General features: G+C 60.3%; 16 protein-coding genes and 1 rRNA gene. 8 read left to right on the forward strand and 9 right to left on the reverse strand.

Translation table 11 applies throughout. The annotated features are described in order from the left end of the window. Positions 1–68 precede the first annotated feature (68 nt). Positions 69–184, forward strand: a 5S ribosomal RNA gene (rrf, locus tag V3W39_RS05350). A 70-nt stretch (positions 185–254) separates the two neighbouring features. On the opposite strand, the gene V3W39_RS05355 is transcribed toward rrf, so the two are convergent. The 4 genes from V3W39_RS05355 to V3W39_RS05370 all read right to left on the reverse strand — a co-directional run bounded on the left by V3W39_RS05355 (position 255) and on the right by V3W39_RS05370 (position 5,579). Next, positions 255–1,430, reverse strand: a complete 1,176-nt coding sequence (locus V3W39_RS05355) for a PepSY-associated TM helix domain-containing protein (protein WP_177042426.1) — start codon at positions 1,428–1,430, stop codon at positions 255–257. Between the two features lie 71 nt (positions 1,431–1,501). After that, positions 1,502–3,994, reverse strand: coding sequence for a TonB-dependent siderophore receptor (locus V3W39_RS05360; protein ID WP_259195121.1), 2,493 nt, complete (start codon positions 3,992–3,994; stop codon positions 1,502–1,504). Between the two features lie 104 nt (positions 3,995–4,098). Next, positions 4,099–5,082 carry a FecR family protein gene (locus tag V3W39_RS05365; RefSeq protein WP_330212323.1) on the reverse strand — a complete coding sequence of 328 codons (984 nt, stop codon included), beginning with the start codon at positions 5,080–5,082 and terminating at the stop codon, positions 4,099–4,101. Next, positions 5,079–5,579: a sigma-70 family RNA polymerase sigma factor gene (locus tag V3W39_RS05370; protein WP_177078910.1), complete on the reverse strand. Its 501-nt coding sequence runs from the start codon at positions 5,577–5,579 to the stop codon at positions 5,079–5,081. Before V3W39_RS05370 ends, V3W39_RS05365 begins: the two co-directional genes overlap by 4 nt. A 279-nt stretch (positions 5,580–5,858) precedes the next feature. Between V3W39_RS05370 and V3W39_RS05375 the strand changes: the two genes are divergently transcribed. Next, entirely contained in the window at positions 5,859–7,739 is a 1,881-nt protein-coding gene (locus V3W39_RS05375; RefSeq protein ID WP_177042422.1) for a methyl-accepting chemotaxis protein, read from the forward strand. A gap of 116 nt (positions 7,740–7,855) precedes the next feature. Here V3W39_RS05375 and V3W39_RS05380 read toward each other — a convergent pair whose 3' ends face one another. The 5 genes from V3W39_RS05380 to V3W39_RS05400 all read right to left on the reverse strand — a co-directional run bounded on the left by V3W39_RS05380 (position 7,856) and on the right by V3W39_RS05400 (position 14,503). Beyond that, a complete protein-coding gene (locus V3W39_RS05380) occupies positions 7,856–8,305 on the reverse strand; it encodes an SRPBCC family protein (protein ID WP_259195124.1) in 450 nt (149 codons plus the stop codon). A 26-nt stretch (positions 8,306–8,331) separates the two neighbouring features. Then, a complete protein-coding gene (locus V3W39_RS05385) occupies positions 8,332–11,712 on the reverse strand; it encodes an amino acid adenylation domain-containing protein (protein ID WP_330212324.1) in 3,381 nt (1,126 codons plus the stop codon). Then, positions 11,709–12,656: a diiron oxygenase gene (locus V3W39_RS05390; protein WP_177134530.1), complete on the reverse strand. Its 948-nt coding sequence runs from the start codon at positions 12,654–12,656 to the stop codon at positions 11,709–11,711. The genes V3W39_RS05385 and V3W39_RS05390 overlap by 4 nt, the downstream gene beginning before the upstream one ends. Beyond that, on the reverse strand, positions 12,653–13,417 hold the full coding sequence (locus V3W39_RS05395; RefSeq protein WP_330212325.1) for a DUF3050 domain-containing protein: 765 nt from the start codon (positions 13,415–13,417) through the stop codon (positions 12,653–12,655). Before V3W39_RS05395 ends, V3W39_RS05390 begins: the two co-directional genes overlap by 4 nt. Positions 13,418–13,792: 375 nt before the next feature. Continuing rightward, positions 13,793–14,503: a GntR family transcriptional regulator gene (locus tag V3W39_RS05400; protein WP_177042416.1), complete on the reverse strand. Its 711-nt coding sequence runs from the start codon at positions 14,501–14,503 to the stop codon at positions 13,793–13,795. Positions 14,504–14,801: 298 nt separating this feature from the next. Between V3W39_RS05400 and V3W39_RS05405 the strand changes: the two genes are divergently transcribed. The 6 genes from V3W39_RS05405 (at position 14,802) to V3W39_RS05430 (ending at position 21,332) form a co-directional block, all read left to right on the forward strand. Further along, positions 14,802–15,695: a TauD/TfdA dioxygenase family protein gene (locus tag V3W39_RS05405; protein WP_177042414.1), complete on the forward strand. Its 894-nt coding sequence runs from the start codon at positions 14,802–14,804 to the stop codon at positions 15,693–15,695. Between the two features lie 14 nt (positions 15,696–15,709). Continuing rightward, entirely contained in the window at positions 15,710–16,735 is a 1,026-nt protein-coding gene (locus V3W39_RS05410; RefSeq protein ID WP_177042412.1) for an ABC transporter substrate-binding protein, read from the forward strand. 1 nt (position 16,736) lies between these two features. After that, positions 16,737–17,588, forward strand: coding sequence for an ABC transporter ATP-binding protein (locus V3W39_RS05415; protein ID WP_102605411.1), 852 nt, complete (start codon positions 16,737–16,739; stop codon positions 17,586–17,588). Positions 17,589–17,600: 12 nt separating this feature from the next. After that, on the forward strand, positions 17,601–18,449 hold the full coding sequence (locus V3W39_RS05420) for an ABC transporter permease (RefSeq protein WP_177042411.1): 849 nt from the start codon (positions 17,601–17,603) through the stop codon (positions 18,447–18,449). A gap of 198 nt (positions 18,450–18,647) precedes the next feature. Further along, entirely contained in the window at positions 18,648–19,568 is a 921-nt protein-coding gene (locus tag V3W39_RS05425; protein WP_177042409.1) for a LysR family transcriptional regulator, read from the forward strand. Positions 19,569–19,796: 228 nt separating this feature from the next. After that, positions 19,797–21,332, forward strand: a complete 1,536-nt coding sequence (locus V3W39_RS05430) for an MFS transporter (RefSeq protein WP_177042406.1) — start codon at positions 19,797–19,799, stop codon at positions 21,330–21,332. Positions 21,333–21,352 lie beyond the last annotated feature (20 nt).

Genomic DNA, 21,352 nt, shown 5'->3' on the forward strand with positions numbered 1-21,352 from the left:
CTGTTTATGTAGAAGTACATGATTTTCACCGGCACGTTGCCAGCGCAACGGTCTGGTACACAGAATTTCTTGACGACCATAGAGCATTGGAACCACCTGATCCCATCCCGAACTCAGCAGTGAAACGATGCATCGCCGATGGTAGTGTGGGGTTTCCCCATGTGAGAGTAGGTCATCGTCAAGATTGAATTCCGAAACCCCTGTCTGCTAGCGCAGACAGGGGTTTTGTCGTTTAAGGGCTAAGCAAAGCAGACTCAACCCCTGCGTGCTTTACCGCTTCTTCTGGCCAGTAGCTTGCGCCACCAGATATAGATCCCGGTAGCAGATAGCATCGCGATCACAACGCCCAGCAGTGCAATCAACACCTGCCCCGTCAGCCCGATGATCCTGCCCCCATGGATCGGCAGTTGCAGCCGATAAAAGCGCTCTCCCAACGTACCTTGCCCTGCTATTTCCTGCCCTAATAGACGCCCGTCCGTCCCGTGGAAAAACAACCAGGATTTCCCATGGGCCTCGGTATCGTGTTGCCCAAAACCCGCGCCATAGAAGTTGTACTCAAAGCTGTAATACAGCTCTCCGATCGCAGCCGTAAGTCCCAGACGCTTTCCTTCCTCCAGTGCCCGTTCATAGGCCTGTTGATAACTCAGTTGCGTCACGCCCAATTGCTCGCTTGGCAGCCTGCCACGAGCCTCATAGACGCTTGGCTCAACCGGTGAAAACAGCGAGACAACTGGCTTGAACACCTGGCTCGGCAAGTTCATCGCCACGCTGCTGACCGCTATCGGTAGCAACAACAGCCAAAGCCACAACCCGCCAGCGCGATGAAGATCGAAGTTCAACCGATAAGCATGACCGCCCTTGATCTTCCACGCCGTCGACCATTTCTTCCAGAACGGTTTGCCCCTCGGGAGGGTCAGCCACAGCGCGATAAAACAATCTAACACCCACGCAATCGCCACCAGCCCCATCAGCCACAACCCCCAATTGCCCGGCAGCGTGAGGTTGTAGTGAAACTCTAAAATGAACGGTATTAAGTTCTCACGCTGAAAGCAGCATGCGCCCCAAAAACGCCGGCCCATTTCTTCGCCGCTGACCGGATCGAGATAGAAGACCTGGTTGGGTTCCTCAAAGGGTTTGCCGGTCGCCGGATCGTTTCTCGCAACTGCCGCCAACATGGCGGTATGACCGGCCTCCTGCGGATACTCCATGTACCAGACTTGCAGCTTGGGATGCTGCCCCTGCAGCGTGTCCACCAGTTCGCCTGGTGGCAATGCCGAGCCCTTGGCCGTCGCCTCATAGAAGCCGGGATTGAGCCACTCATCCAGCTCATGGTTAAACGCCAAAAGGCTGCCCGTGATCCCCGCCATCATCAAAAACAACGCCGTCGCCAATCCGATGTAGCGATGAAGTAAAACCATCAATGCGCGCATAAAATTTTCCTGCAGAGACGACAAAGCCAGCGCCTGGAGTCAGGAACTGGCTTTGTATGAATCGAGTGGGATTAGAACTGGTAGCTCACCGTTGCACTCACGTTGCGCTCTTCACCCAGGTAACAGAAGTTCAGACTGGCGCACGACGCCACGTAGGACTCGTTCGTCAGGTTGTTGGCATTCAGGCGTACATCCACACCCTTCAACCCCACCTTGCCCAAGTCATAGCCCATCGAGGCATCAAACAACGTGTAGGCCGGTACCTTCATGGTGTTCTCCGCATCCGCCCAGCTGTAGCCGACATAACGGACACCGCCACCGAGGCGCAGGCCATCCAGGGCGCGGCTATCGAATTTGTAGTCTGCCCACACCGAAGCCATATGGCGCGGCGCCTGGGTCGGCGAATTACCCTTGTTCTCGATCACGTTGTCCGCAGTGCTCAACGTGCTGACCATCGATTTCGAATACTCGATGTCGGTGAAGGTGTAGCTGCCCAACAACTTGAGGTTGTCTGTCAATTGCATATGCGCCTCCAACTCCAGGCCTTGGGAGCGCACAGCACCTACCGCGCGATAGAAGTTTTCCTGCGGCAGCTTGGTCGCCAGGTTTTCCTGATCGATGCGGAACAGCGAAGCGGTGAACAGGTTGTCGGTACCCGGCGGCTGATATTTCAAGCCGACCTCCCACTGGGTGCCGTCGGTAGGCGCCAAAGGATTACCAGCGCTGTCCGAGTAGGAGTTCGGGTTGAAGGATTCCGAATAGCTGACGTAAGGCGCGAGACCGTTATCGAATAGATAAAGCGCTCCTGCACGCCCGGTTAGCTTGGTACGTTTATCGCTGATCTCGGTACCTAACGGCCGGCCAACCTCAGCAATGCGATTCTCATCAGAGGTCTCGACCCAGTCCTGACGTAGCCCGAGGGAGAACCGCCACTTGTCCATTTCAATCAGGTCTTGCAGGTAAACGCCGGTCTGCTCAAGCCGACGCAGGTAGCTGGTCGGGCTGTAATAACTGATCTCGGAGTTGCCATACACCGGATTGAACGCATTGATCGGTGCCAGCGAACCGCTGCTCCAGTCCACCACGGTTTTGCGCCGTTGATAGTCAGCCCCCATCAACACCGTGTGTTTGGTCGCGCCGGTAAAAAATTCGGCCTGCAACATGTTGTCGATGATGAATGCATGCAGCTTCTCGTCACCGCCTGAGTAATAGCGGTTCAGCTCATTACTGGTGGGCGTAGTCCACCCATAGGCGTACACCTGATCCAAGCGGACCTTGGAGTCCAGATAACGAAAGTTCTGTCGCGCCGTGAAAACATCGTTGAAGCGGTGCTCAAATTGATAGCCGAACGACTGCTGATCACGCTTGTACCCATCAATGCCCGGCTCACCCTCGAAGAAGTGATTGGAGATCCGCTGGCCATTGCGCTGATGCAACGCGCCATCTGCTGGCATGCCTCCGTGGTAGCCACCGTCGGGATCGTGTTGCAGGTAGGCCTGGAGCGTGAGCGACGTGTCATCGGTAAAGTCGATGCTCAAGGTCGGCGCCAGCGCGTAGCGTTTTTCCTTGGCATGGTCGAATTGTGTGTCGGACTTATCCGCAAGCCCGGTCAGGCGGTAAGCAATACGCTTGTCGTCATCCACCGGGCCGCTGAAGTCGAAACCCATGCCGCGCTGCCCTTGCGAGCCCACGGTGGCCTGTACCTGATGGTAAGGCTCAAACAGCGGCTTCTTGCTGGTCAATGCCACCAGCCCACCCGGCGAGCTGCGGCCGTACAGTACCGACGACGGGCCCTTGAGAATATCCACCCGCTCGAGGAAATACGGGTCCACCTGCATGGTGCTGTAGGTCCCGCTGTCCCCCATGGACTTCAAACCGTCGAGATAAATGTTATCCACCGAACCGTCATTGAAGCCGCGCATCGCCACATAGTCATAGCGGTGAGTGGCGCCATACGGGTTGGTCAGCACACCAGGGGTGTAACGCATGGCCTGGGCAACGGTTTGCGAGCCCTGATCGTCCATCTGCTCGCGGGTCACCACTGAGACCGTCTGTGATGTCTCCAGCAGCGCGGTACTGGTCTTGGTGGCGATCTGGCTGTGGGTTGCGTTGTAGCCGTCCATGCTGCCCAAGGCGTTACCCAGGGCGAAGCCTTTGATGTCGGTGGTCGGCAAGGTCAGCGCCTCGCTCTCGGGTTGGGCCTGCAACACGAAACTCACGTCGTCCTGTGGCTGTGCCTGCAAGCCGGATCCATTGAGCAACTGGCTAAGGCCCTGCTCCGCGGAATACTCGCCGTGCAGCCCGGCAGACTGGCGGCCCTGAGTCTGCGCAGGCGTGCTGGAAAGAGTGATACCTGCCTGGCGGGCAAACTGGTTGAGCACATCGCTCAGCGCCCCGGCAGGGATGTCATAGCGCTGGCTGATGCGCTCGACCCCACTATCAGCCGCGACACCGGCCACCGGCAACAAGCCGATGCCCATCGTGGTCGACAGCAACGCTGCACGTACGGCTTTACCGAGCAGAGGGTAGGAAGAGGGTGAGTTACTGAAAAAACGCACAGTCATTATCGAGATCCGTAGAGGTCGCTGAAGGCAGATTGAAATGCTTACTGTCTAAGCCGGACTCACGGAAAAAAGCCGCCAAAAATAAATCAGGCGCGACAACAAAATCAGGCCTGACGCTCCAGGCTCACCCACCAGCGGGTGCGGTAGCGCAAGCGCACAGGTAAGGTCTGCGGAAGAATCGCCAACAATTTCTCGGGATCTTCCAGTCGAAAAACGCCGGACAAACGCAGGTCTGCAATATCGCTCGAGCAGGCCAGGTACCCATGGCGATAGCGCCCCACCTCTGCCAGGAAGTCGGCAAGGCGCATGTTACGGGTGACGATCAATCCATCTGCCCAGGCCCCGGCGTCCATATCCAGAGGCGGCGCGAGGATGGCCTCGTTCTGACGCACCAGGTAGCTTTCTCCTGCATGCACCTGAGTGAAAAGGCCGTCTGCGGTGTGCGGCGAGTGAATCGCCACGTTGCCTGAGGTGACGCTCAATCGGGTGCAGTCGCTGTCCTGGCGTACGACAAAACGCCCGTCGATGCCTTCAAACAAACCATGGCGGCTGCGAACCAGCAGCGGTGCAGTCGCAGCCGCGGCACAGGTCACCAGGATTTCCCCGCGTACCAGCGTGATCAAGCGTTGCTGCGGATTGAAGTCCAGGTCCACTGCGCTGTCGGTATTGAGCTGCAGGCGTGTGCCGTCCGGCAATTGCACGCTGCGGCGTTCGCCGGTGGTGGTGGCCAGGTCCGAGGTCCAGCGTTGCCAGCCGGTAAGGTCCCGGCTGACCCAGGCCGCCGACCCCATTAACAGCACACCCGACAACACCTTCAACGCTTGCCGGCGCCCGAGCTGCTGGGCGCTGCTCTCCAGCGCCACATGGGCCCCGGGAATTGCCGCCAGTTGGCTGCTCAATTCATGTTGCAAAGCCTGCACCCGTTGCCAGGCCAGCTCGTGTTCATGATGAGCCTCGCGCCAGTGCTCGCATTGCATCTTCAGGCGGACATTGGCGCGATTGTTACGCAAGCGCAGCATCCAGCTGATGGCCTGCTTGACCACTTGCGGATCGATTCCTGCGCGTGCCGCGTTATCCCTCGAAGTCATGCCTCATACCGCAGTACATAACAGTGATACAGCGCCTCGGCGACATACCGTTCCACCGAGCGCAACGACACGCCCATCTGCTGCGCAATCTGCTTGTAAGTCAGGCCGTCGCACTGAGCCAGTAAAAACGCCTTACGCACCTTGGGCTTGAGCCCGTCCAGAAGTCGGGCGATGGACTCCAGCAATTCCAGAATCAACGCACGCTCCTCAGTGCTCGGTGCCACGGCTTCGGGCAAATGGGCGATGGATTCCAGATAAGCCCGTTCGATTTCTTCGCGGCGCCAGTGATCGATCACCAAGCCCCGGGCGATGGTGCGCAGGAAGGCGCGAGGGGCCTTGAGTTCGAAGCGTTCGGTTTTTTGCAGCAGGCGCACGAATGTGTCCTGGGCCAGGTCCGCAGCATCCGCGGCGTTACCCAGGCGGCTGCGCAACCAGGTGTTGAGCCAGCCGTGATGGTTGCTGTAAAGCGTCTGTACTGCGTACTCGGAAGAGGGCATTCACACGGCCTGGCAAAGCGTCACAAATGATAATTAGTCGCATTGTCGACAAGGTGGAAAAATTTTGCAACTCCTGGCGTTACATGGCTACCGCCGGTCGGCTTCTGACGTTAAAAGCGGATGCTTCTCACAAATTCCTAAGATTTATCCTGGAGTGGCCGAAAGCCTGACGAGCCATGCGTGCACCGAAATAGAGCAGTCGCAGAGTCTGCCTATACCGTTACATGGAATGTTGCATCCGGCACGCTCACCCCCTTTTGGCAAAAAGAAGTCAATGAAATGAATCTCAAGTTCAGTCATAAAATTCTGTTGGCCGCGTCAGGCGTTGTGGTTCTGGCCTTCGCGTTATTCACGTTCTACAACGACTACCTGCAGCGCAACACCATCAGGCAAAACCTGGAGTCTTCGATTCAGCAATCCGGTGAACTGACCGCCAGCAGTGTGCAGAACTGGCTCAGTGGCCGTGTGCTGGTGCTGGAAAGCCTGGCGCAAAACGTCGCCCATCAAGGCAGCGCTGCCGATCTTGCGGGGTTGGTCGACCAGTCGGCATTTACCTCCAACTTCCAGTTCACCTACGTCGGTTCAACCAACGGCGTGTTCACCCAACGGCCCGATGCCAAAATGCCTGATGGCTATGACCCGCGTCAGCGTCCCTGGTACAAGCAAGCCGTCGCAGCCGACAAGACCATGCTCACGCCGCCCTACATGGCCGCAGTCGGTGGGCTGATCGTGACCATCGCGATGCCGGTGAAAAAGAATGGCGAATTGCTCGGCGTGGTCGGTGGTGACCTGAGCCTTCAAACCCTGGTGAAGATCATCAACTCGGTGGATTTTGGCGGTATCGGCCATGCGTTTCTGGTCAGCGGTGACGGCCAGGTGATCGTCAGCCCGGATCAGGACCAGGTGATGAAAAACCTCAAGGACATCTACCCTGGCAGCAACGTGCGCATCGAGAAGGTCAATCAGGAAGTGGTGCTCAATGGGCAGGACCGGATCCTGTCCTTCACCCCGATCAGCGGATTGCCGAACGCAGACTGGTACATCGGCCTGTCGATCGACAAAGACAAAGCCTACGCACCATTGGGCAAGTTCCGCACCTCGGCATTGATCGCCATGTTCATCGCGGTCGCCGCCATTGCGGTGTTCCTGAGCTTGCTGATCCAGGTCTTGATGCGTCCCCTGACCACCATGGGCCGCGCCATGCAGGACATCGCCCAGGGCGAGGGTGATTTGACCCGCCGCCTGACGGTGGAAAGCAAAGATGAGTTCGGCGACTTGGGCAGCGCTTTCAACCAGTTCGTCGAGCGTATTCATGCGTCAATTTCCGAAGTGTCCTCGGCCACCCGCCAGGTGCACGACCTGTCCCAGCGGGTAATGGCCTCGTCCAACGCATCGATCATCGGTTCCGACGAACAAAGCGCCCGCACCAACAGCGTGGCCGCGGCGATCAACGAACTGGGGGCCGCCACCCAGGAAATCGCGCGCAACGCCGCCGATGCTTCGCAGCACGCCAGCGGTGCCAGCGAGCAGGCCGATGACGGCCGCAAAGTGGTGGAGAAAACCATCCTGGCGATGTCGGAACTGTCGCAGAAAATCAGCCTGTCCTGCACTCAGATTGAAACCCTGAACGCCAGTACCGACAACATCGGGCACATCCTGGATGTGATCAAAGGCATCTCCCAGCAAACCAACCTGCTGGCCCTCAACGCCGCGATTGAAGCCGCACGGGCGGGTGAAGCCGGACGCGGATTTGCCGTAGTGGCGGATGAAGTGCGCAACCTCGCGCACCGCACCCAGGAGTCGGCGGAAGAGATCCACAAAATGATCACCTCGCTGCAGATTGGCTCGCGTGAAGCCGTGACCACGATGAACGCCAGCCAGACCTCCAGCGAAGAAAGCGTCGAGGTTGCCAACCAGGCCGGTGAGCGCCTGGTCAGCGTGACGCAGCGGATCGTCGAGATCGACGGGATGAACCAATCGGTAGCGGCCGCCACCGAGGAGCAGACCGCCGTGGTGGAAACCCTCAACGTCGACATCAACCAGATCAACCTGTTGAACCAGCAGGGCGTGGCCAACCTCAACGAAACCCTGAAGGATTGCGACGCATTGTCTCAACAGGCCAACCGGTTGAAGCAGTTGGTCGACAGCTTCAAAATCTGAGGATGAACCTGTAGGAGCGAGCTTGCTCGCGAAGAGCGTCAACGATAACGCAGCGCTATCAGATAGCCCGTGCTGCCTTCTCGTTTTTCGCGAGCAAGCCCGCTCCTACGGTAAGTTCAGCCAAACATCTGCCGTACATTCTCCAGCGCACTGTCGGCGAATGCCTGCACAAAGGCATCAAACCCTTCCACACCGTGTTCAACCGGCTCGGCGATGATCGTCCAGGTCACCCTCGAACTGCGTTCCCCCACAGCCTCCACACGCATTCCCGCCCATAGCCGGGCCACGCCGAGGGTGTTGTAAATCGTCGTCCAGGTCATCTGCATGGCCTGTTCGTCGCGGCTGTTGAGTTGCTCCACTACCAGGTTTCCATCGTGGAAGAACTTTTTGCGCAGCGACCCTGCGCCCGCGCCGGTCATCTCGATGTGCGACAGCGCGGGGATGAATCTGTCAAACCCTGCAAAGTTGCCCACCACCGTCCACACGCGGGCGGCATCGCCGGCAATTACCACTGAAGACACCACCGGCCTGGCGCAGGGGTTGCGAATCAACGTATCGGGTTTCATTCGGTTTTCCTTTGTTAGGCGCCCGATCACAGGAAGCCGATGCTCTTGAGGTACGCGCAGCCCTTGCGTAGCAGCGCCAGGTTTTTTTCCGGGTAGTGCGCGCCCATCTGCTCGACACCGCGCCGTGCGTTGTCATGACGGATCATCGACGTATCGCCGATGTCCCCGTCCACACCATTGAGATAGAACCCCAGCACACCGAACAGCGCGTTGTGGCTATCCACCGTGTGCAGGTGACGTTGCCAGTGGGCGACGCTCACCAGCTCGAAAACATGGCCTGCCTGGCGAAAGGCATCGACGTAGGATTCCCAGCTCAAGGGCTGCGGATTGTGCAGATTGAACACGTTTCCTCCGGCACAGTGGCGGCCACAGTGGAAGGCAATAAACCGCGCGAGAAAGTCCACGGGCATCAGGTCAAAGTTCGTCCCCAGGTTGGGCACCAGGCCCAGTTGCAGCGAGCCCTTGAGCATCAACATCAGGCGATTTTTCTGTGGCTCGCAAGCACCGTTGCGGCTGTTGAAACTGATGTTCCCGGGGCGATGGATAGTGACCCAGGCACCTTCCTCGGCGGCGCGTCCCAGCAGGCGTTCGGCGACCCACTTGGACAGGTTGTAGCCGTTCTGGAGGTAGAGCGGTGGCGTGGTCGCGGCGGGCGTTTCGAGGACCTGGCCTTGGGCATCGATGCTGCTGGCCGCCGACAGTGTGGAGATAAAATTGAAGACCTTCTTGCGCCGGGTTTCACACAGGCGCAGGCATTCCAGCACCGGCTCGACGTTGTCCTTGGCCAGGGTGGCGTAATCCATCACATGATTGACGTGGGCGGCGTTGTGCACCAGAACGCCGAACTCCCCGGCGAGGTACTCATACACCTCGCTGGTCAAGCCAAGGCGCGGCTGACTGATGTCGGCGGCATACACCCGTACCCGGCTCAGGTCCAGGTGTTCCAGGCGGTACTCACGCAGCGCCTCGGCGAACCTCACAGCAGCCGAATGTCCAGGGCGTTCGCGCACCAGGCACGCCACTTCAAGTGCGTCCTCGGCCAGTAACGCCTCGACGATATGGACGCCGAGAAAACTGTTGGCGCCGGTCACGATGACCTTGCGGCGTTCACCTGCCTGGTCCGCCGGCAATATCGGCGTATCCAGTTCACGCAGAGTATCCCGTATCGCCTGGCCGGCCGGTGCTTCAGGGGCCGCGCCGTCACCCATCAGCGCAGCCAGGGTACGGACGGTGGGCGTTTCAAAAAAACGGTTGAGGGAAAGGCTGCGCCCGAACTGCTCGCGGATACGCAGCAACATCGTCGACAACAGGATGGAATGACCGCCGAGATTGAAGAAGCTGTCCTCCGTCGACAACTGCGCGACCGGCACGCCCAGCAACTCGCTCCACAGGTTCAGCAACTGTGCTTGCACCGGCGTTTGCGGCGGACAGCGGTTGGTGGCTGGCAGCGGTTGAGTCGGCAGCGCCAGCAAGGCCTGGCGGTCGACCTTGCCGTTGGGCGTGCACGGCATGCTCGCAAGCTCCGTGCACAGGGTTGGCTGCAGATAATCCGGCAGCGCCTGCCGCGCATGTTGCTGGAGCACAGCCAGGGCGCCTTGGGCCTCAGGCTGCGCGACAAAGGCCAGGATCCGCTGATCAGGGTCGATCACCACCGCCACCTGGCGAAACAGCAGGCTGGCGCGCAGGCAGTGTTCGATCTCTTGGGGCTCGACCCGAAAGCCACGGATTTTCACCTGCTGATCCCGGCGCCCGCCCAGCTCGATGCCGTCCTCTGTCCACTTCGCCAGATCGCCGCTGCGGTAGGCCCGCAAGGTCTGGCCGTCCGGCAACTTCATGTGTACGAAATGCTCGGCGGTCTGCTGTGGCTGGTTGAGGTAACCCAGCCCGACACCGGGGCCGACGATGTACAGCTCGCCTGTCACTTGTTCATCCACCGGTTGCCGTTGCTCGTCGAGGATCAGCACCCGGCTGTTGGCGATGGGCGTGCCCACATTGCGATTGCTGTCGCCTCGCTGCAGCGTGCGGCATGACACCAGCACGGTGGCTTCCGTCGGCCCATAGAAGTTGTGCAAGGAACACTGTCTCGCCAGCCGCTCGATGACATAGGGCTCGCATACGTCGCCTCCGGTCATCAGGTGCGCCAGGCCCAAGGGTTGATCCAGCGGGAGGATGCTCAGCAGCGCCGGCGGCAGGAAGGCATGGGTGACGCGCTGTTGCCGGATGAAGTCCACCAGTTGTTGCGGGTCGCGGCGCGGGTCTTCACCGGGCACGATCAGCTCGGCGCCCGCTATCAGGGGCGCGAAAATATCAATCAGCGAAGAGTCGAAGCTCAACGGCGAGAACTGCAAGACCCGGCTGTGTTCACTCAGTTGCACATGGTCGCCGAACCAGGCGGTGAAGTGGGCCAGGTTGTGCTGGCTGAGCAGCACGCCTTTGGGCTGGCCGCTGGTGCCCGAGGTGTGGAGCACCATGCAGGGCGCGTCCATCGCTGGGCGCTGGCGCGGTGGCGGCGGGTTGGCGTGAGTGTCGAGGGCGCTGACATCCAGCGCCGAAAAAAACTCCCGCAGTGGATGCCGGCCGTCATCCAGTAGCACCGAGACGCCGGCGTTTTCCAGCATGGCCTGCTGGCGTTGCAGCGGATGGCCCGGCTCCAGTGGCAGGTACACCGCGCCGCAGCCCAGTACGGCGAGAATGCTGGCGTACAGCTCAAGGGATTTGCCCAGGCAGACGCCGATCACCTGCGGTGTATCGCTGGCCCCAAGCAACGGCCACAGATGCTGCTGGATAGCCAGGCTCTTGCGCTGCAACTGGCGATAACTCAGCACGCTGCCAGCGATGTTCAGCGCCGGTCGTTCGGCGAAGGTTTCAAGGCTGCGCTCCAGCCGTTCGATCATGGGCACCCGGGCTTGCTCCAGCAGTGCCAGGTCGGCGGTCTGGTTGAAGCGATGCAGGTAGGCCAACGATTCGAGGGCTTGCAGGCCGTGTTCGGGAGCATCGCAGGCGACTGCGGTTTGCGAAAAATAGCCCGCGTCCCGCGATAAGCCGCTGACGTGCTGGGCTACCCATTCCACCAAGCGGCTTATCGCCTGCTGCCGCAGCCGTTGGCCGTTGCCGCTGGGTTCTCCAGCGATGTCCAGGGTCGCCAGCAGTCGATGTGGGCTGGCGTAGCACCTGAGTTGCAGCGTCGGCAGCCCGTTGTCGGTCAGTGCTCCGAGCCCCAGGCGCAGGCTCATCAAGGCCGTGTAGGCCAAGCCCGGCGGGATCGACTCGCTACCGTCATCAATCAGCAGGTCCACGCGCTTTTCCTCGTCTGACTGCGCTACCTCGTGACCGTATTGCTCCAGTGTCAGCCCGACTTCTTTCAACGCCGCGCTGCAGCCTGCCAGCCCAATCTTCAAACGCCTCATGGGTGGGCTCCTGTTGCCGGAAGAAAGGCGTCCAGGGCCTGGACCACACTCGGCGTTTGCAGCAGGCCGCTGTGATTCAGGAATCCCATGATATTGCCGAGCAGCGGATGCTGGCGGGTAATGGGAAAGTCCATCGCCAGCACTTCAGCGCGCAAGGCAGCACGCGTGCCGGCGCTGATATCCAGGTGCTCGATCAACTGCAGGTCGAAATTTTTTTGCAGGTCGTGGGTCAGGTAATGCTGGAGGAATACCGGCAGGATCCGGGCGATGCAGTCACGGTCTTCGGCGTTTGCAGACTGCCAATAGATTCGCACCAGGCGCGTCCAGAACAGGCCATGACGCCCCTCGTCAAACAAGTGGTCGGCCATCAATCCACGGATGGATTGCTTGACGCTGTCGTCCCTGGAGAACGCCGCCACGTCATGGGTCACGGTGTTTTCGGCGATGGCCACGGCGATCAGCTCCATGGCATCGCGCAGGTGTTCGGGAGCCAGCGCCAGCGCGGCAGGCAAGGCGCGGCTCAGCTCGATTTCCCCGGGCAGTTCAAGAGGCGCAGTGCCGGTCATCTCGACGGCCTGTTGCATGAAGTCGAGGGCGACGAGGGCGTGGTAATCCTCATCCACCACGACGGTCATGGCGTCGTAGCGACAGGCGAGCGGGAAGGGCACCGAAAATCGATTCTTGGCAATGCTGCGTGCGGTCTTGTCGACGATTTCGGTTTCAAAGATCACCACATCGTTGATGAACTTGTAGAACGTCTGCAACAAGACAAAGTCGCGGCACTGCGGGCATTGCTCGACAAAGGTCGCGCTCAATACCAAGGGTTGACGGCTCAAGGGAAAGATCAGTTTCTGATCGTTTTCCAGCAATCGGCGCGGGCGGGTGCGGATGGTCGCACGGCGCTCCCAGTCTTCGGCGAATGAGCGGTAATCGGCCGGGTTCATACGCTCACCTCCGGCAGGCGCAGGTGCAGCCCGTCCCATAAGGCCAGGCGGTTTTCCACGGCGCTCAGCGCGGCAGTGTCAGCCTGCTGCTCGCGACTCGGGTCGCCAAGCGTGAGGCGTTGCAGCAACTGCACCGCCGCGGGGCCATGCTCGTCGGCATCAAGCTCAATGTGGCGCTTGAGGTAGTAGCAGAAGGTCGGTGCCTGGCGGTGAAGCATCTCGCACCCTCCCAGGATGCGTTTGAACATCGTTGGGATGACGCTCTCGCGGCCATGGAGAAAGGCGGCCGCGACGCAGTGGGTGGGTGCGTCCAGGGCAACCTGCAACGTGCTTCTGACGAAACGGGCCACGGCAGGATGGATATCGATTTTTTGCAGGGCCGTTTGCGCATCGCTGCCGTCACGTTGCAGGGTGATGAATCTGTCGATGGCCGTGGTGCTCGCGCCAACTTCAGCCATGGCTTGCAGATACAACTCGAAGTGGCTGCCGTGTCCGTGACCGGGATAGGCGTCCGATTCTTCGCCCAACACGATCTCATTGATCAGGCGTGCCGCTTGTGGGTCCGGTGGCGGCAACCACGGCAAGCGCATTCCGGTTAGGTCATGCTGCAGGCGTTTGGTCAGCGTCATGAAGTCCCAAACAGCGAACACATGGTTTTCCATAAAGTATCGCAACTTTGGAAGTGTGTTTATTTGTGTAAATAATGGATGGCTGTGTAACTTCTGCTTTTTTTGTTTAAGCAGGTGTGAGTGCTGGAGCATGATTGATGCCTATAAGTCGTTATTTCTTCCCTGATAACAAGCAGCCACGTGCTGTTATTGATCAAGCAAGCAGCACGCGGTGACAAAACACCAAAGCTTTATTTAAAGGAACGCCACGCGCAGTGACGCCCGAGCAGGGTTCACGCTGTCGATTGGGGAGAATTGGGGTGTTGGTAATAATCTGATTAAGTATTCAGGCGTTTTTGGTTTTATAAGTTTTGCGAGTAAAAATAGTGCTGTAGTTGAATTGCTCTGCGAAGTGTAGGAAGTGTTCTTTCGAATTAATGGTTTGACTGTTATGCGCTGACCTCCATCGGCCAAAGTCGCTGCGCAGCGCTTTGTGGTCGAGGGAGGCGTCTCGGTTCCACGGAGAATTTACGGTGCAGCGTTTTGTGCAGTCTCTTCAAGGCTCTTGAGATAACCGGTAATCACCTCCATGCCGCGGGTGAGGTGGTTGCGCAAGGTCAGGATGCTTTCCTCGACCTTCTTTTTCGCCACCAGGTCGAGCAGTTCACGGTGGTCTTCCTGGGACGTCTCGCCCAGGCCCATGGCCTCGAGGTTGAAGCGCAGGAAACGCTCCTCTTCGTTCAAGCCGTGCTCAACCAGCTTGAGCAACCGCTGGTTGCCCGCCTTGCTATACAGCGCCATGTGGAACAGGCGGTTGAGGCGACCAATTTCGGTGTAGTCGCTTTCCTGTTCCAGCGCATCGATGAAGGCGCCGGCCTGGGCAATGTCTTCGGGCGTGAGCAAGGGAATCGACAAGCGCAGCGCTTCGGACTCCAGCAGTATGCGCAGCGCATAGGTTTCCGCCGAATGGTCCTCAATCAGTGGCGCCACCACCGCTCCTTTGTGGGTCACCACATGCAGCAGCGACTGGGCTTCCAGTTGACGCAATGCCTCGCGCACCGGCATCCGGCTGACCCCGAACAAGCTGGCCAACTCCTGTTGGCGCATGGCGGTGCCGCAGGGCAAGCGACCATCGAGGATGGCGTTGCGCAATGTTTCTTCAATCACGGAGCGGGCGAGATGGGCGGGGATAGGCCCGCTGATCTGGATGCTGCTCAAAGGGTTCGGCTTCTGCGTCACGACTACGCTATCCTCCTTTTCAGGGTGATGTGGCTAATTGGATCCAATGCACACTAGAGATTGTCCACAAGCTTGTCAAACGGGCAAGGTTTCGGCTTGTAAGCGACTCAACAGCGCGTTCCGTGGGCCCACAACGACCTTTTGTCAGGTCTTACAGGCTTAACGTCTGTGAGACACACTTTATTCCCGAAAGTCGCGGCTACAGCGGTATTGCTGCATATCGATATTCACTAACGGTATTTAAAATGCCGTTCTTATGACTATAAAGTCACTCTCCTGACCGCCCGGGAGTGAACTCATGTCTGCCACCTCTACTGTTCCAACAGCGACCGACACCACACAAACCTTCGAGATCCGTCCATTTCCCGGCAGCGTCGGCGCCGAGATCATAGGCCTGGACCTGACCCGCCCGGTCAGCGACCCGGACTTCGCGCGCATTCACCGCGCGCACCTGGACCATCACGTCGTGGTCTTCCGCGACCAACGCATCACCCCCGAACAACAGATCGCCTTCAGCCGCCGCTTCGGTGTGTTGCAGATCCACGTGCTTAAACAATTCCTGCTGGCCAACCACCCGGAAATCCTGATCGTCTCCAACATCATCGAAAACGGCCAGTCCATCGGCCTGGGAGACGCCGGCAAGTTCTGGCACTCGGACCTCTCCTATAAAGAGCTGCCGAGCCTGGGCTCGATGCTCCATGCCCAGGAGCTGCCGTCCGAGGGTGGCGACACCTTGTTCGCCGACATGCACAAAGCCTGGGACAACCTGCCCGAGCCCCTGCGCAAGGCTGTAGAAGGCCGCAGCGCCGCGCATTCGTACACCGCGCGCTACAGCGAAACCAAATTCGAAGGTAACTGGCGCCCGACCCTCACCCCCGAGCAACTGGCTCAAGTGGCGGAAGTGGTGCACCCCATCGTACGCACCCACCCGGAAAATGGCCGCAAGGCGTTGTTCGTCAGTGAAGGTTTCACCACCCGCATCGTTGGCCTGCCGGAAGACGAAAGCCGCGACCTGCTGGCCCAGCTCTACGCCCACAGCGTGCTGCCGGAAAACATCTACCGCCACCAGTGGCAGCCCCACGACATGGTGTTCTGGGACAACCGCTCACTGATCCACCTGGCGGCCGGCTGCCCAGCCCACCTGCGGCGCAAGCTGTACCGCACCACCATCCAGGGCGACGCGCCTTTCTGATCCGGAGCATGACCATGTCCAAGAAAATCCCATTTGCGCGCCTGGCCGCCACGGTCGGCCTGGGCGTCAGCCTGCTGGCCGGCAGCCTGGTTGCACCTGCCGCCGCCCAGGCCGAAGGCGAGATTCGCATCGCCGAGCAGTTCGGCATCGTCTACCTGCTGCTCAACGTGGTGCGCGACCAGAACCTGATCGAGAAATACGGCAAGCAGGAAGGCATCGACATCAAGGTCGACTGGACCCAATTGTCCGGCGGCGCCGCCGTCAACGACGCCTTGCTCTCCGGCTCCATCGACATCGCCGGCGCGGGCGTTGGCCCGCTGCTGACCATCTGGGACCGCACCCACGGCAAACAGAACGTGAAAGCCGTCGCCTCCCTGGGCAACTTCCCCTACTACCTGGTGAGCAACAATCCCAAGGTCAAGACCATTGCCGACTTCACCGAAAAAGACCGCATTGCCGTACCGGCAGTGGGCGTCTCCGTGCAGTCGCGCTTCCTGCAATACGCCGCTGCCAAGCAATGGGGCGACAAGGAATTCAATCGCCTCGACAAGTACACCGTCGCCGTTCCGCACCCGGATGCGACGGCAGCGCTGATTGCCGGTGGCACCGAGCTGACCGGGCACTTCTCCAACCCGCCGTTCCAGGAACAGGCCCTGACCAACCCGAACGTGCACGTGGTGCTCAACTCCTACGACATCCTCGGGCCGAACTCGCCGACGGTGCTGTTCGCCACCGAGAAATTCCGCAACGACAACCCGAAAACCTACAAGGCGTTCGTCGAGGCCCTGACCGAAGCGGCGCAGTTCGCCCAGAACGACAAAGGCGCCGCCGCCGACACCTACATCCGCGTGACCAAGGCCAAGATCGACCGCGCCGAGTTGCTGAAAATCATCGAGAACCCGCAGTTCGAATTCAGCGTCACCCCGAAAAATACCTACCCGCTGGCGGAATTCCTCTACCGCGTCGGCGCGATCAAAAACAAACCCGAATCGTGGAAGGATTACTTCTTCCAGGACGCCAAACCGCTGCAAGGGAGCTGATATGAACGCGCCCTTGCAAGGCCACACGGCCAGCAACCCGACAACTACCGAAGCACTGCTTTCGGTGGATAAAGTCAGCCTTGAATACCGCACGCCAGAACGGGTCGTGCGGGCCACCCACCAGGTCAGTTTCGCGATCGACCCGGCCGACCGCTTTGTACTGCTGGGGCCTTCGGGCTGCGGCAAATCCACGCTGCTGAAATCCATCGCCGGCTTTATCAAACCCTGCGAAGGCGAGATCCGCTTGCTCGGGCAAAAAGTCGAGCAACCGGGCCCGGATCGCATCGTGGTGTTCCAGGAATTCGACCAACTGCCGCCGTGGAAAACCGTCAAGCAGAACGTCATGTTCCCGCTGCTCGCCTCCAAGACCCTCAAGCGTCGCGAGGCCGAAGAGCGGGCGCTGTATTACCTGGAAAAAGTCGGCCTGACGGCGTTTGCCGATGCTTACCCGCACACCTTGTCCGGCGGTATGAAAGCCCGCGTGGCGATCGCCCGGGCATTGGCCATGCAGCCGAAAATCCTGCTGATGGACGAGCCCTTCGCCGCCCTCGACGCACTGACCCGCCGCAAGATGCAGGAAGAACTGCTGCTGCTCTGGGAAGAGGTGCGTTTCACCCTGCTGTTCGTCACGCATTCCATCGAAGAGGCGCTGGTGGTGGGCAACCGCATCCTGTTGCTGTCGCCGCACCCGGGCCGGGTACGGGCGGAAATCCACAGCCATCAATACGACCTTCACAGCCTCGGCGGTGTGGAGTTCCAGGCTTCGGCGCGGCGCATTCATCGGCTGTTGTTTGATGAAGCGCCCGAGGCGGAAACCGAACTGGGTTTCGCCGATATCCGTATCGCTTATTGAAGGGTTTTCACCATGCGCCAGGAATATGAAATCACGCTCGAACCGTTGCCCGGTGTTCGCGTAGAACGCGAATTACCGTGGCGTCAGCGCCTGTGGCAACAAGGCTGGCTGCGCAAAAGCCTGATTCTGATCGTGCTTGCGATTCTGTGGGAAGCGGCCGCGCGTTATCAGAACAACGACCTGCTGCTGCCGAGCTTCCTGCAGACGTTGAGTGCGTTCTACGACGGCATGGCCAGTGGCGAGCTGTTGAGCAAGGTCAGCATCTCGCTGGTGGTGCTGATCAAGGGCTATCTGATCGGCATTGTGCTGGCGTTTGCCCTGACTACGCTTGCGGTGTCGACCCAACTGGGCCGCGACCTGCTGAGCACGCTCACCTCGATGTTCAACCCGTTGCCGGCGATTGCCCTGCTGCCGCTGGCGCTGCTGTGGTTTGGCCTGGGGCAGAACAGCCTGATCTTTGTGCTGGTGCATTCGGTGCTGTGGGCGCTGGCGCTCAATACCTATTCCGGTTTCCTCGGCGTCTCGGAAACCCTGCGCATGGCCGGCCGTAATTACGGCCTCAAGGGTATACGCTTCGTGCTGTTCATCCTGATCCCGGCCGCGCTGCCGTCGATCCTTGCCGGGCTGAAAATCGGCTGGGCGTTTGCCTGGCGCACGCTGATTGCCGCCGAGCTGGTATTCGGCGCCACCAGCGGCAAGGGCGGGCTGGGCTGGTACATCTTCCAGAACCGCAACGAGCTGTACACCGACAAGGTGTTTGCCGGCCTGGCGGTGGTGATCCTGATCGGGCTGCTGGTGGAGAACCTGGTATTCGACACCCTGGAGCGGGTCACCGTGAAGCGCTGGGGCATGCAACGCTGACTGAAACACCCATCCTGTGGCGAGGGAGCTTGCTCCCGCTGGGTCGCGAGGCGGCCCCAATAAGATCACCGCATTCTTTCAGACAAATCCCGATTGAAAATTTCTGGGCTGCTTCGCAGCCCAACGGGAGCAAGCTCCCTCGCCACAGTCTGCTACGATTGCGCCAAGTTCACTCCCAACCGATCACGAGTGCTTGGCATGCAATTACCGGACATGAACCTGCTGGTCGCCCTTGACGCGCTACTCGACGAGGGCAGCGTGGTGGGCGCCGCGCGGCGGATGAACCTGAGCCCGGCCGCCATGAGCCGCACCCTCACACGCATCCGCGAGGCGGTGGGCGACCCCATCCTGGTACGCGCCGGCCGCGGCCTGGTGCCGACGCCCAAGGCTCTGGAGCTGCAAGGCCAGGTGCGTAACGTGGTGGAACAGGCGGCGCTGCTGTTCCGCTCGGCGGACGAAGTAGACCTGCGCACCCTGCGTCGACGGTTCAGCGTGCGGGCCAATGACTTTTTTGTCGGCGTGTATGGCGGGCGCTTGTTCGACACCATGGAGCGCATGGCGCCGCTGTGCGAGCTGCGCTTCGTGCCCGAAGGCGACACCGACGATGAAGCCCTGCGTGAAGGCCGGCTCGACCTGCGGGTGGGCAACACCATGCCGATCACCCCGGAAGTGAAAGTACAGAACCTGTTCACCACCACCTTCGTCGGGCTGGCGCGGGAAGGGCACCCGTTGTTCGATGGGGAAATCACCGCCGCCCGGTTCGCCAGCTATTCCCACATCAGCATCTCCCGGCGCGGCATTGCCCGTGGGCCGATTGACACCGCCCTGAATGCTCAGGGCCTGGAGCGTCGGGTCGCGATGATCGCCCCGGGGTTTCACGGCGCGATGTTCATGCTGCCGGACTCCGACCTGATCCTGCCGGTGCCCAAGGAAGCGCTCTACAGCGCCAATCGCCTGAAGCTGCCGCTGCGCGCGTTCACCCTGCCCATCTCCCTGCCGACCCTGGTGCTGACCCAGGCCTGGCACCCGCGCTTCGACAAAGACCCGGCCCATAAGTGGCTGCGCGAGACCATGCGTGAATGCTGCGATGCGACATGGCAGGAAGCGCAGCCCACGTGAGTCGGAAGTGAGCTCGGTCAGTGTGGGAGCTGGCTTGCCTGCGATGCGGGCGACCCGGTTTTTCAGGAATAGCGAGGTGATGCCATCGCGGGCAAGCCCGGCTCCCACAGGGATCGCGTAGGTTCTTATCGTTGCGTCTGGCGCACTTATAAGCTTCCTATAAGTCACTTTTTGTCATGTCTAAGCCTTATTAAACTGCTCGGGTATTTCTATTCCGAGTTGTAGTTCATGACGTCCCTCGCTGCCCCCGCACCTCTGGCCGCAGCCAAGCCGACCGCCATCGCCCCGCCCGTTTTCGGTCCACGCATCATCATCGGCCTGGTAGGCGTATTGCTCGCGGTGCTGGTGTCCGGCCTCAACGAGATGGTGACCAAAGTCGCCCTCGCCGATATTCGCGGTGCGATGTACATCGGCTTCGACGAAGGCACCTGGCTGGTGGCCGCGTACACCGCCACCTCCGTGTCGGCGATGGCATTCGCGCCCTGGTGCTCGGTGACCTTTTCCCTGCGCCGTTTCACCCTCTGCGCCATCGGCCTGTTCACCGTGCTCGGCGTGCTGTGCCCGTTCGCGCCGAACTACGAAAGCCTGTTGATTTTGCGCACCGTGCAAGGCCTGGCCGGTGGTGCCTTGCCGCCGATGCTGATGACCGTGGCCCTGCGGTTCCTGCCGGCCAACGTCAAGCTGTACGGCCTGGCCGGCTACGCCCTCACGGCCACATTCGGCCCCAGCCTGGGCACACCGTTGGCCGCATTCTGGACCGAATACGTCGGCTGGCAATGGGCGTTCTGGCAGATCGTCGGGCCGTGCCTGCTGGCCATGGCGGCCGTGGCCTACGGCTTGCCTCAGGACCCGCTGCGCCTGGAGCGCTTCAAGCAATTCAACTGGCGCGGCCTGCTGCTGGGTTTCCCGGCGATCTGCATGCTGGTGATCGGCCTGTTGCAGGGCAATCGGCTGGACTGGTTCGAGTCGCCGCTGATTGCCACCTTGCTGATCGGCGGCCTGGTGCTGCTGGTGCTGTTCATGATCAACGAGTGGTCGCACCCGATGCCGTTTTTCAAGCTGCAGATGCTCGGCATTCGTAACCTGTCATTCGCCCTGATCGTACTGGCCGGGGTGCTGATTGTGCTGCTGGCGGTGACCATCATTCCGTCCAGCTACCTGGCTCAGGTGCAAGGCTACCGCCCGCTGCAAACCGCCCCGGTGATGCTGATCATGGCGCTGCCGCAGTTGATCGCGCTGCCGTTGGTGGCCGCACTGTGCAACCTGCGTTGGGTGGATTGCCGCTGGGTATTGGGCATCGGCCTGAGCATGCTGATCCTGTCCTGCGTGGGCGGGGCGCAACTGACGTCGGCCTGGATTCGCGATGATTTCTACGTGCTGCAACTGCTGCAGATCTTCGGGCAACCCATGGCGGTGCTGCCGCTGCTGATGCTCTCCACCGGCAGCATCACCCCCCAGGACGGGCCGTTCGCCTCGGCCTGGTTCAACACCGTCAAAGGCCTGGCCGCCGTGGTCGCCACCGGCGTACTCGATGCCCTGACCACCCACCGCCTGCATTTCCACTCGACCATGTTGGTGGACAGCCTGGGCAACTCGCCCCTGGCCGACAGCGATGCCGCCGGCCTCGCTCACCGGCTGCACGAGCAGGCCGTGGTGCTTACTTCTTCGGATCTCTACTACGTCATGGCCGGTGTCGCGGCGGTGTTGATCCTGCTGATTTTCTGGATGCCGACGCGGATTTATCCGCCCCGCGCGCCGACTTGATTGCTCACTGAGCCAAAGGG

Source organism: Pseudomonas sp. Z18(2022) (assembly GCF_036346535.1).
Taxonomy (GTDB): domain Bacteria; phylum Pseudomonadota; class Gammaproteobacteria; order Pseudomonadales; family Pseudomonadaceae; genus Aquipseudomonas; species Aquipseudomonas yamanorum_A.

What these genes read in the sequence shown, in the direction of transcription:
- V3W39_RS05370 (WP_177078910.1), bottom strand. Translation starts at nt 5,579, where the DNA reads ATGCCCTCTTCCGAGTACGCAGTACAGACGCTTTACAGCAACCATCAC.
- V3W39_RS05360 (WP_259195121.1), bottom strand. Translation starts at nt 3,994, where the DNA reads ATGACTGTGCGTTTTTTCAGTAACTCACCCTCTTCCTACCCTCTGCTC.
- V3W39_RS05385 (WP_330212324.1), bottom strand. Translation starts at nt 11,712, where the DNA reads ATGAGGCGTTTGAAGATTGGGCTGGCAGGCTGCAGCGCGGCGTTGAAA.
- V3W39_RS05375 (WP_177042422.1), top strand. Translation starts at nt 5,859, where the DNA reads ATGAATCTCAAGTTCAGTCATAAAATTCTGTTGGCCGCGTCAGGCGTT.
- V3W39_RS05410 (WP_177042412.1), top strand. Translation starts at nt 15,710, where the DNA reads ATGTCCAAGAAAATCCCATTTGCGCGCCTGGCCGCCACGGTCGGCCTG.
- V3W39_RS05425 (WP_177042409.1), top strand. Translation starts at nt 18,648, where the DNA reads ATGCAATTACCGGACATGAACCTGCTGGTCGCCCTTGACGCGCTACTC.
- V3W39_RS05355 (WP_177042426.1), bottom strand. Translation starts at nt 1,430, where the DNA reads ATGCGCGCATTGATGGTTTTACTTCATCGCTACATCGGATTGGCGACG.
- V3W39_RS05365 (WP_330212323.1), bottom strand. Translation starts at nt 5,082, where the DNA reads ATGACTTCGAGGGATAACGCGGCACGCGCAGGAATCGATCCGCAAGTG.
- V3W39_RS05420 (WP_177042411.1), top strand. Translation starts at nt 17,601, where the DNA reads ATGCGCCAGGAATATGAAATCACGCTCGAACCGTTGCCCGGTGTTCGC.
- V3W39_RS05395 (WP_330212325.1), bottom strand. Translation starts at nt 13,417, where the DNA reads ATGCTCCAGCACTCACACCTGCTTAAACAAAAAAAGCAGAAGTTACAC.
- V3W39_RS05430 (WP_177042406.1), top strand. Translation starts at nt 19,797, where the DNA reads ATGACGTCCCTCGCTGCCCCCGCACCTCTGGCCGCAGCCAAGCCGACC.
- V3W39_RS05405 (WP_177042414.1), top strand. Translation starts at nt 14,802, where the DNA reads ATGTCTGCCACCTCTACTGTTCCAACAGCGACCGACACCACACAAACC.
- V3W39_RS05390 (WP_177134530.1), bottom strand. Translation starts at nt 12,656, where the DNA reads ATGAACCCGGCCGATTACCGCTCATTCGCCGAAGACTGGGAGCGCCGT.
- V3W39_RS05415 (WP_102605411.1), top strand. Translation starts at nt 16,737, where the DNA reads ATGAACGCGCCCTTGCAAGGCCACACGGCCAGCAACCCGACAACTACC.
- V3W39_RS05380 (WP_259195124.1), bottom strand. Translation starts at nt 8,305, where the DNA reads ATGAAACCCGATACGTTGATTCGCAACCCCTGCGCCAGGCCGGTGGTG.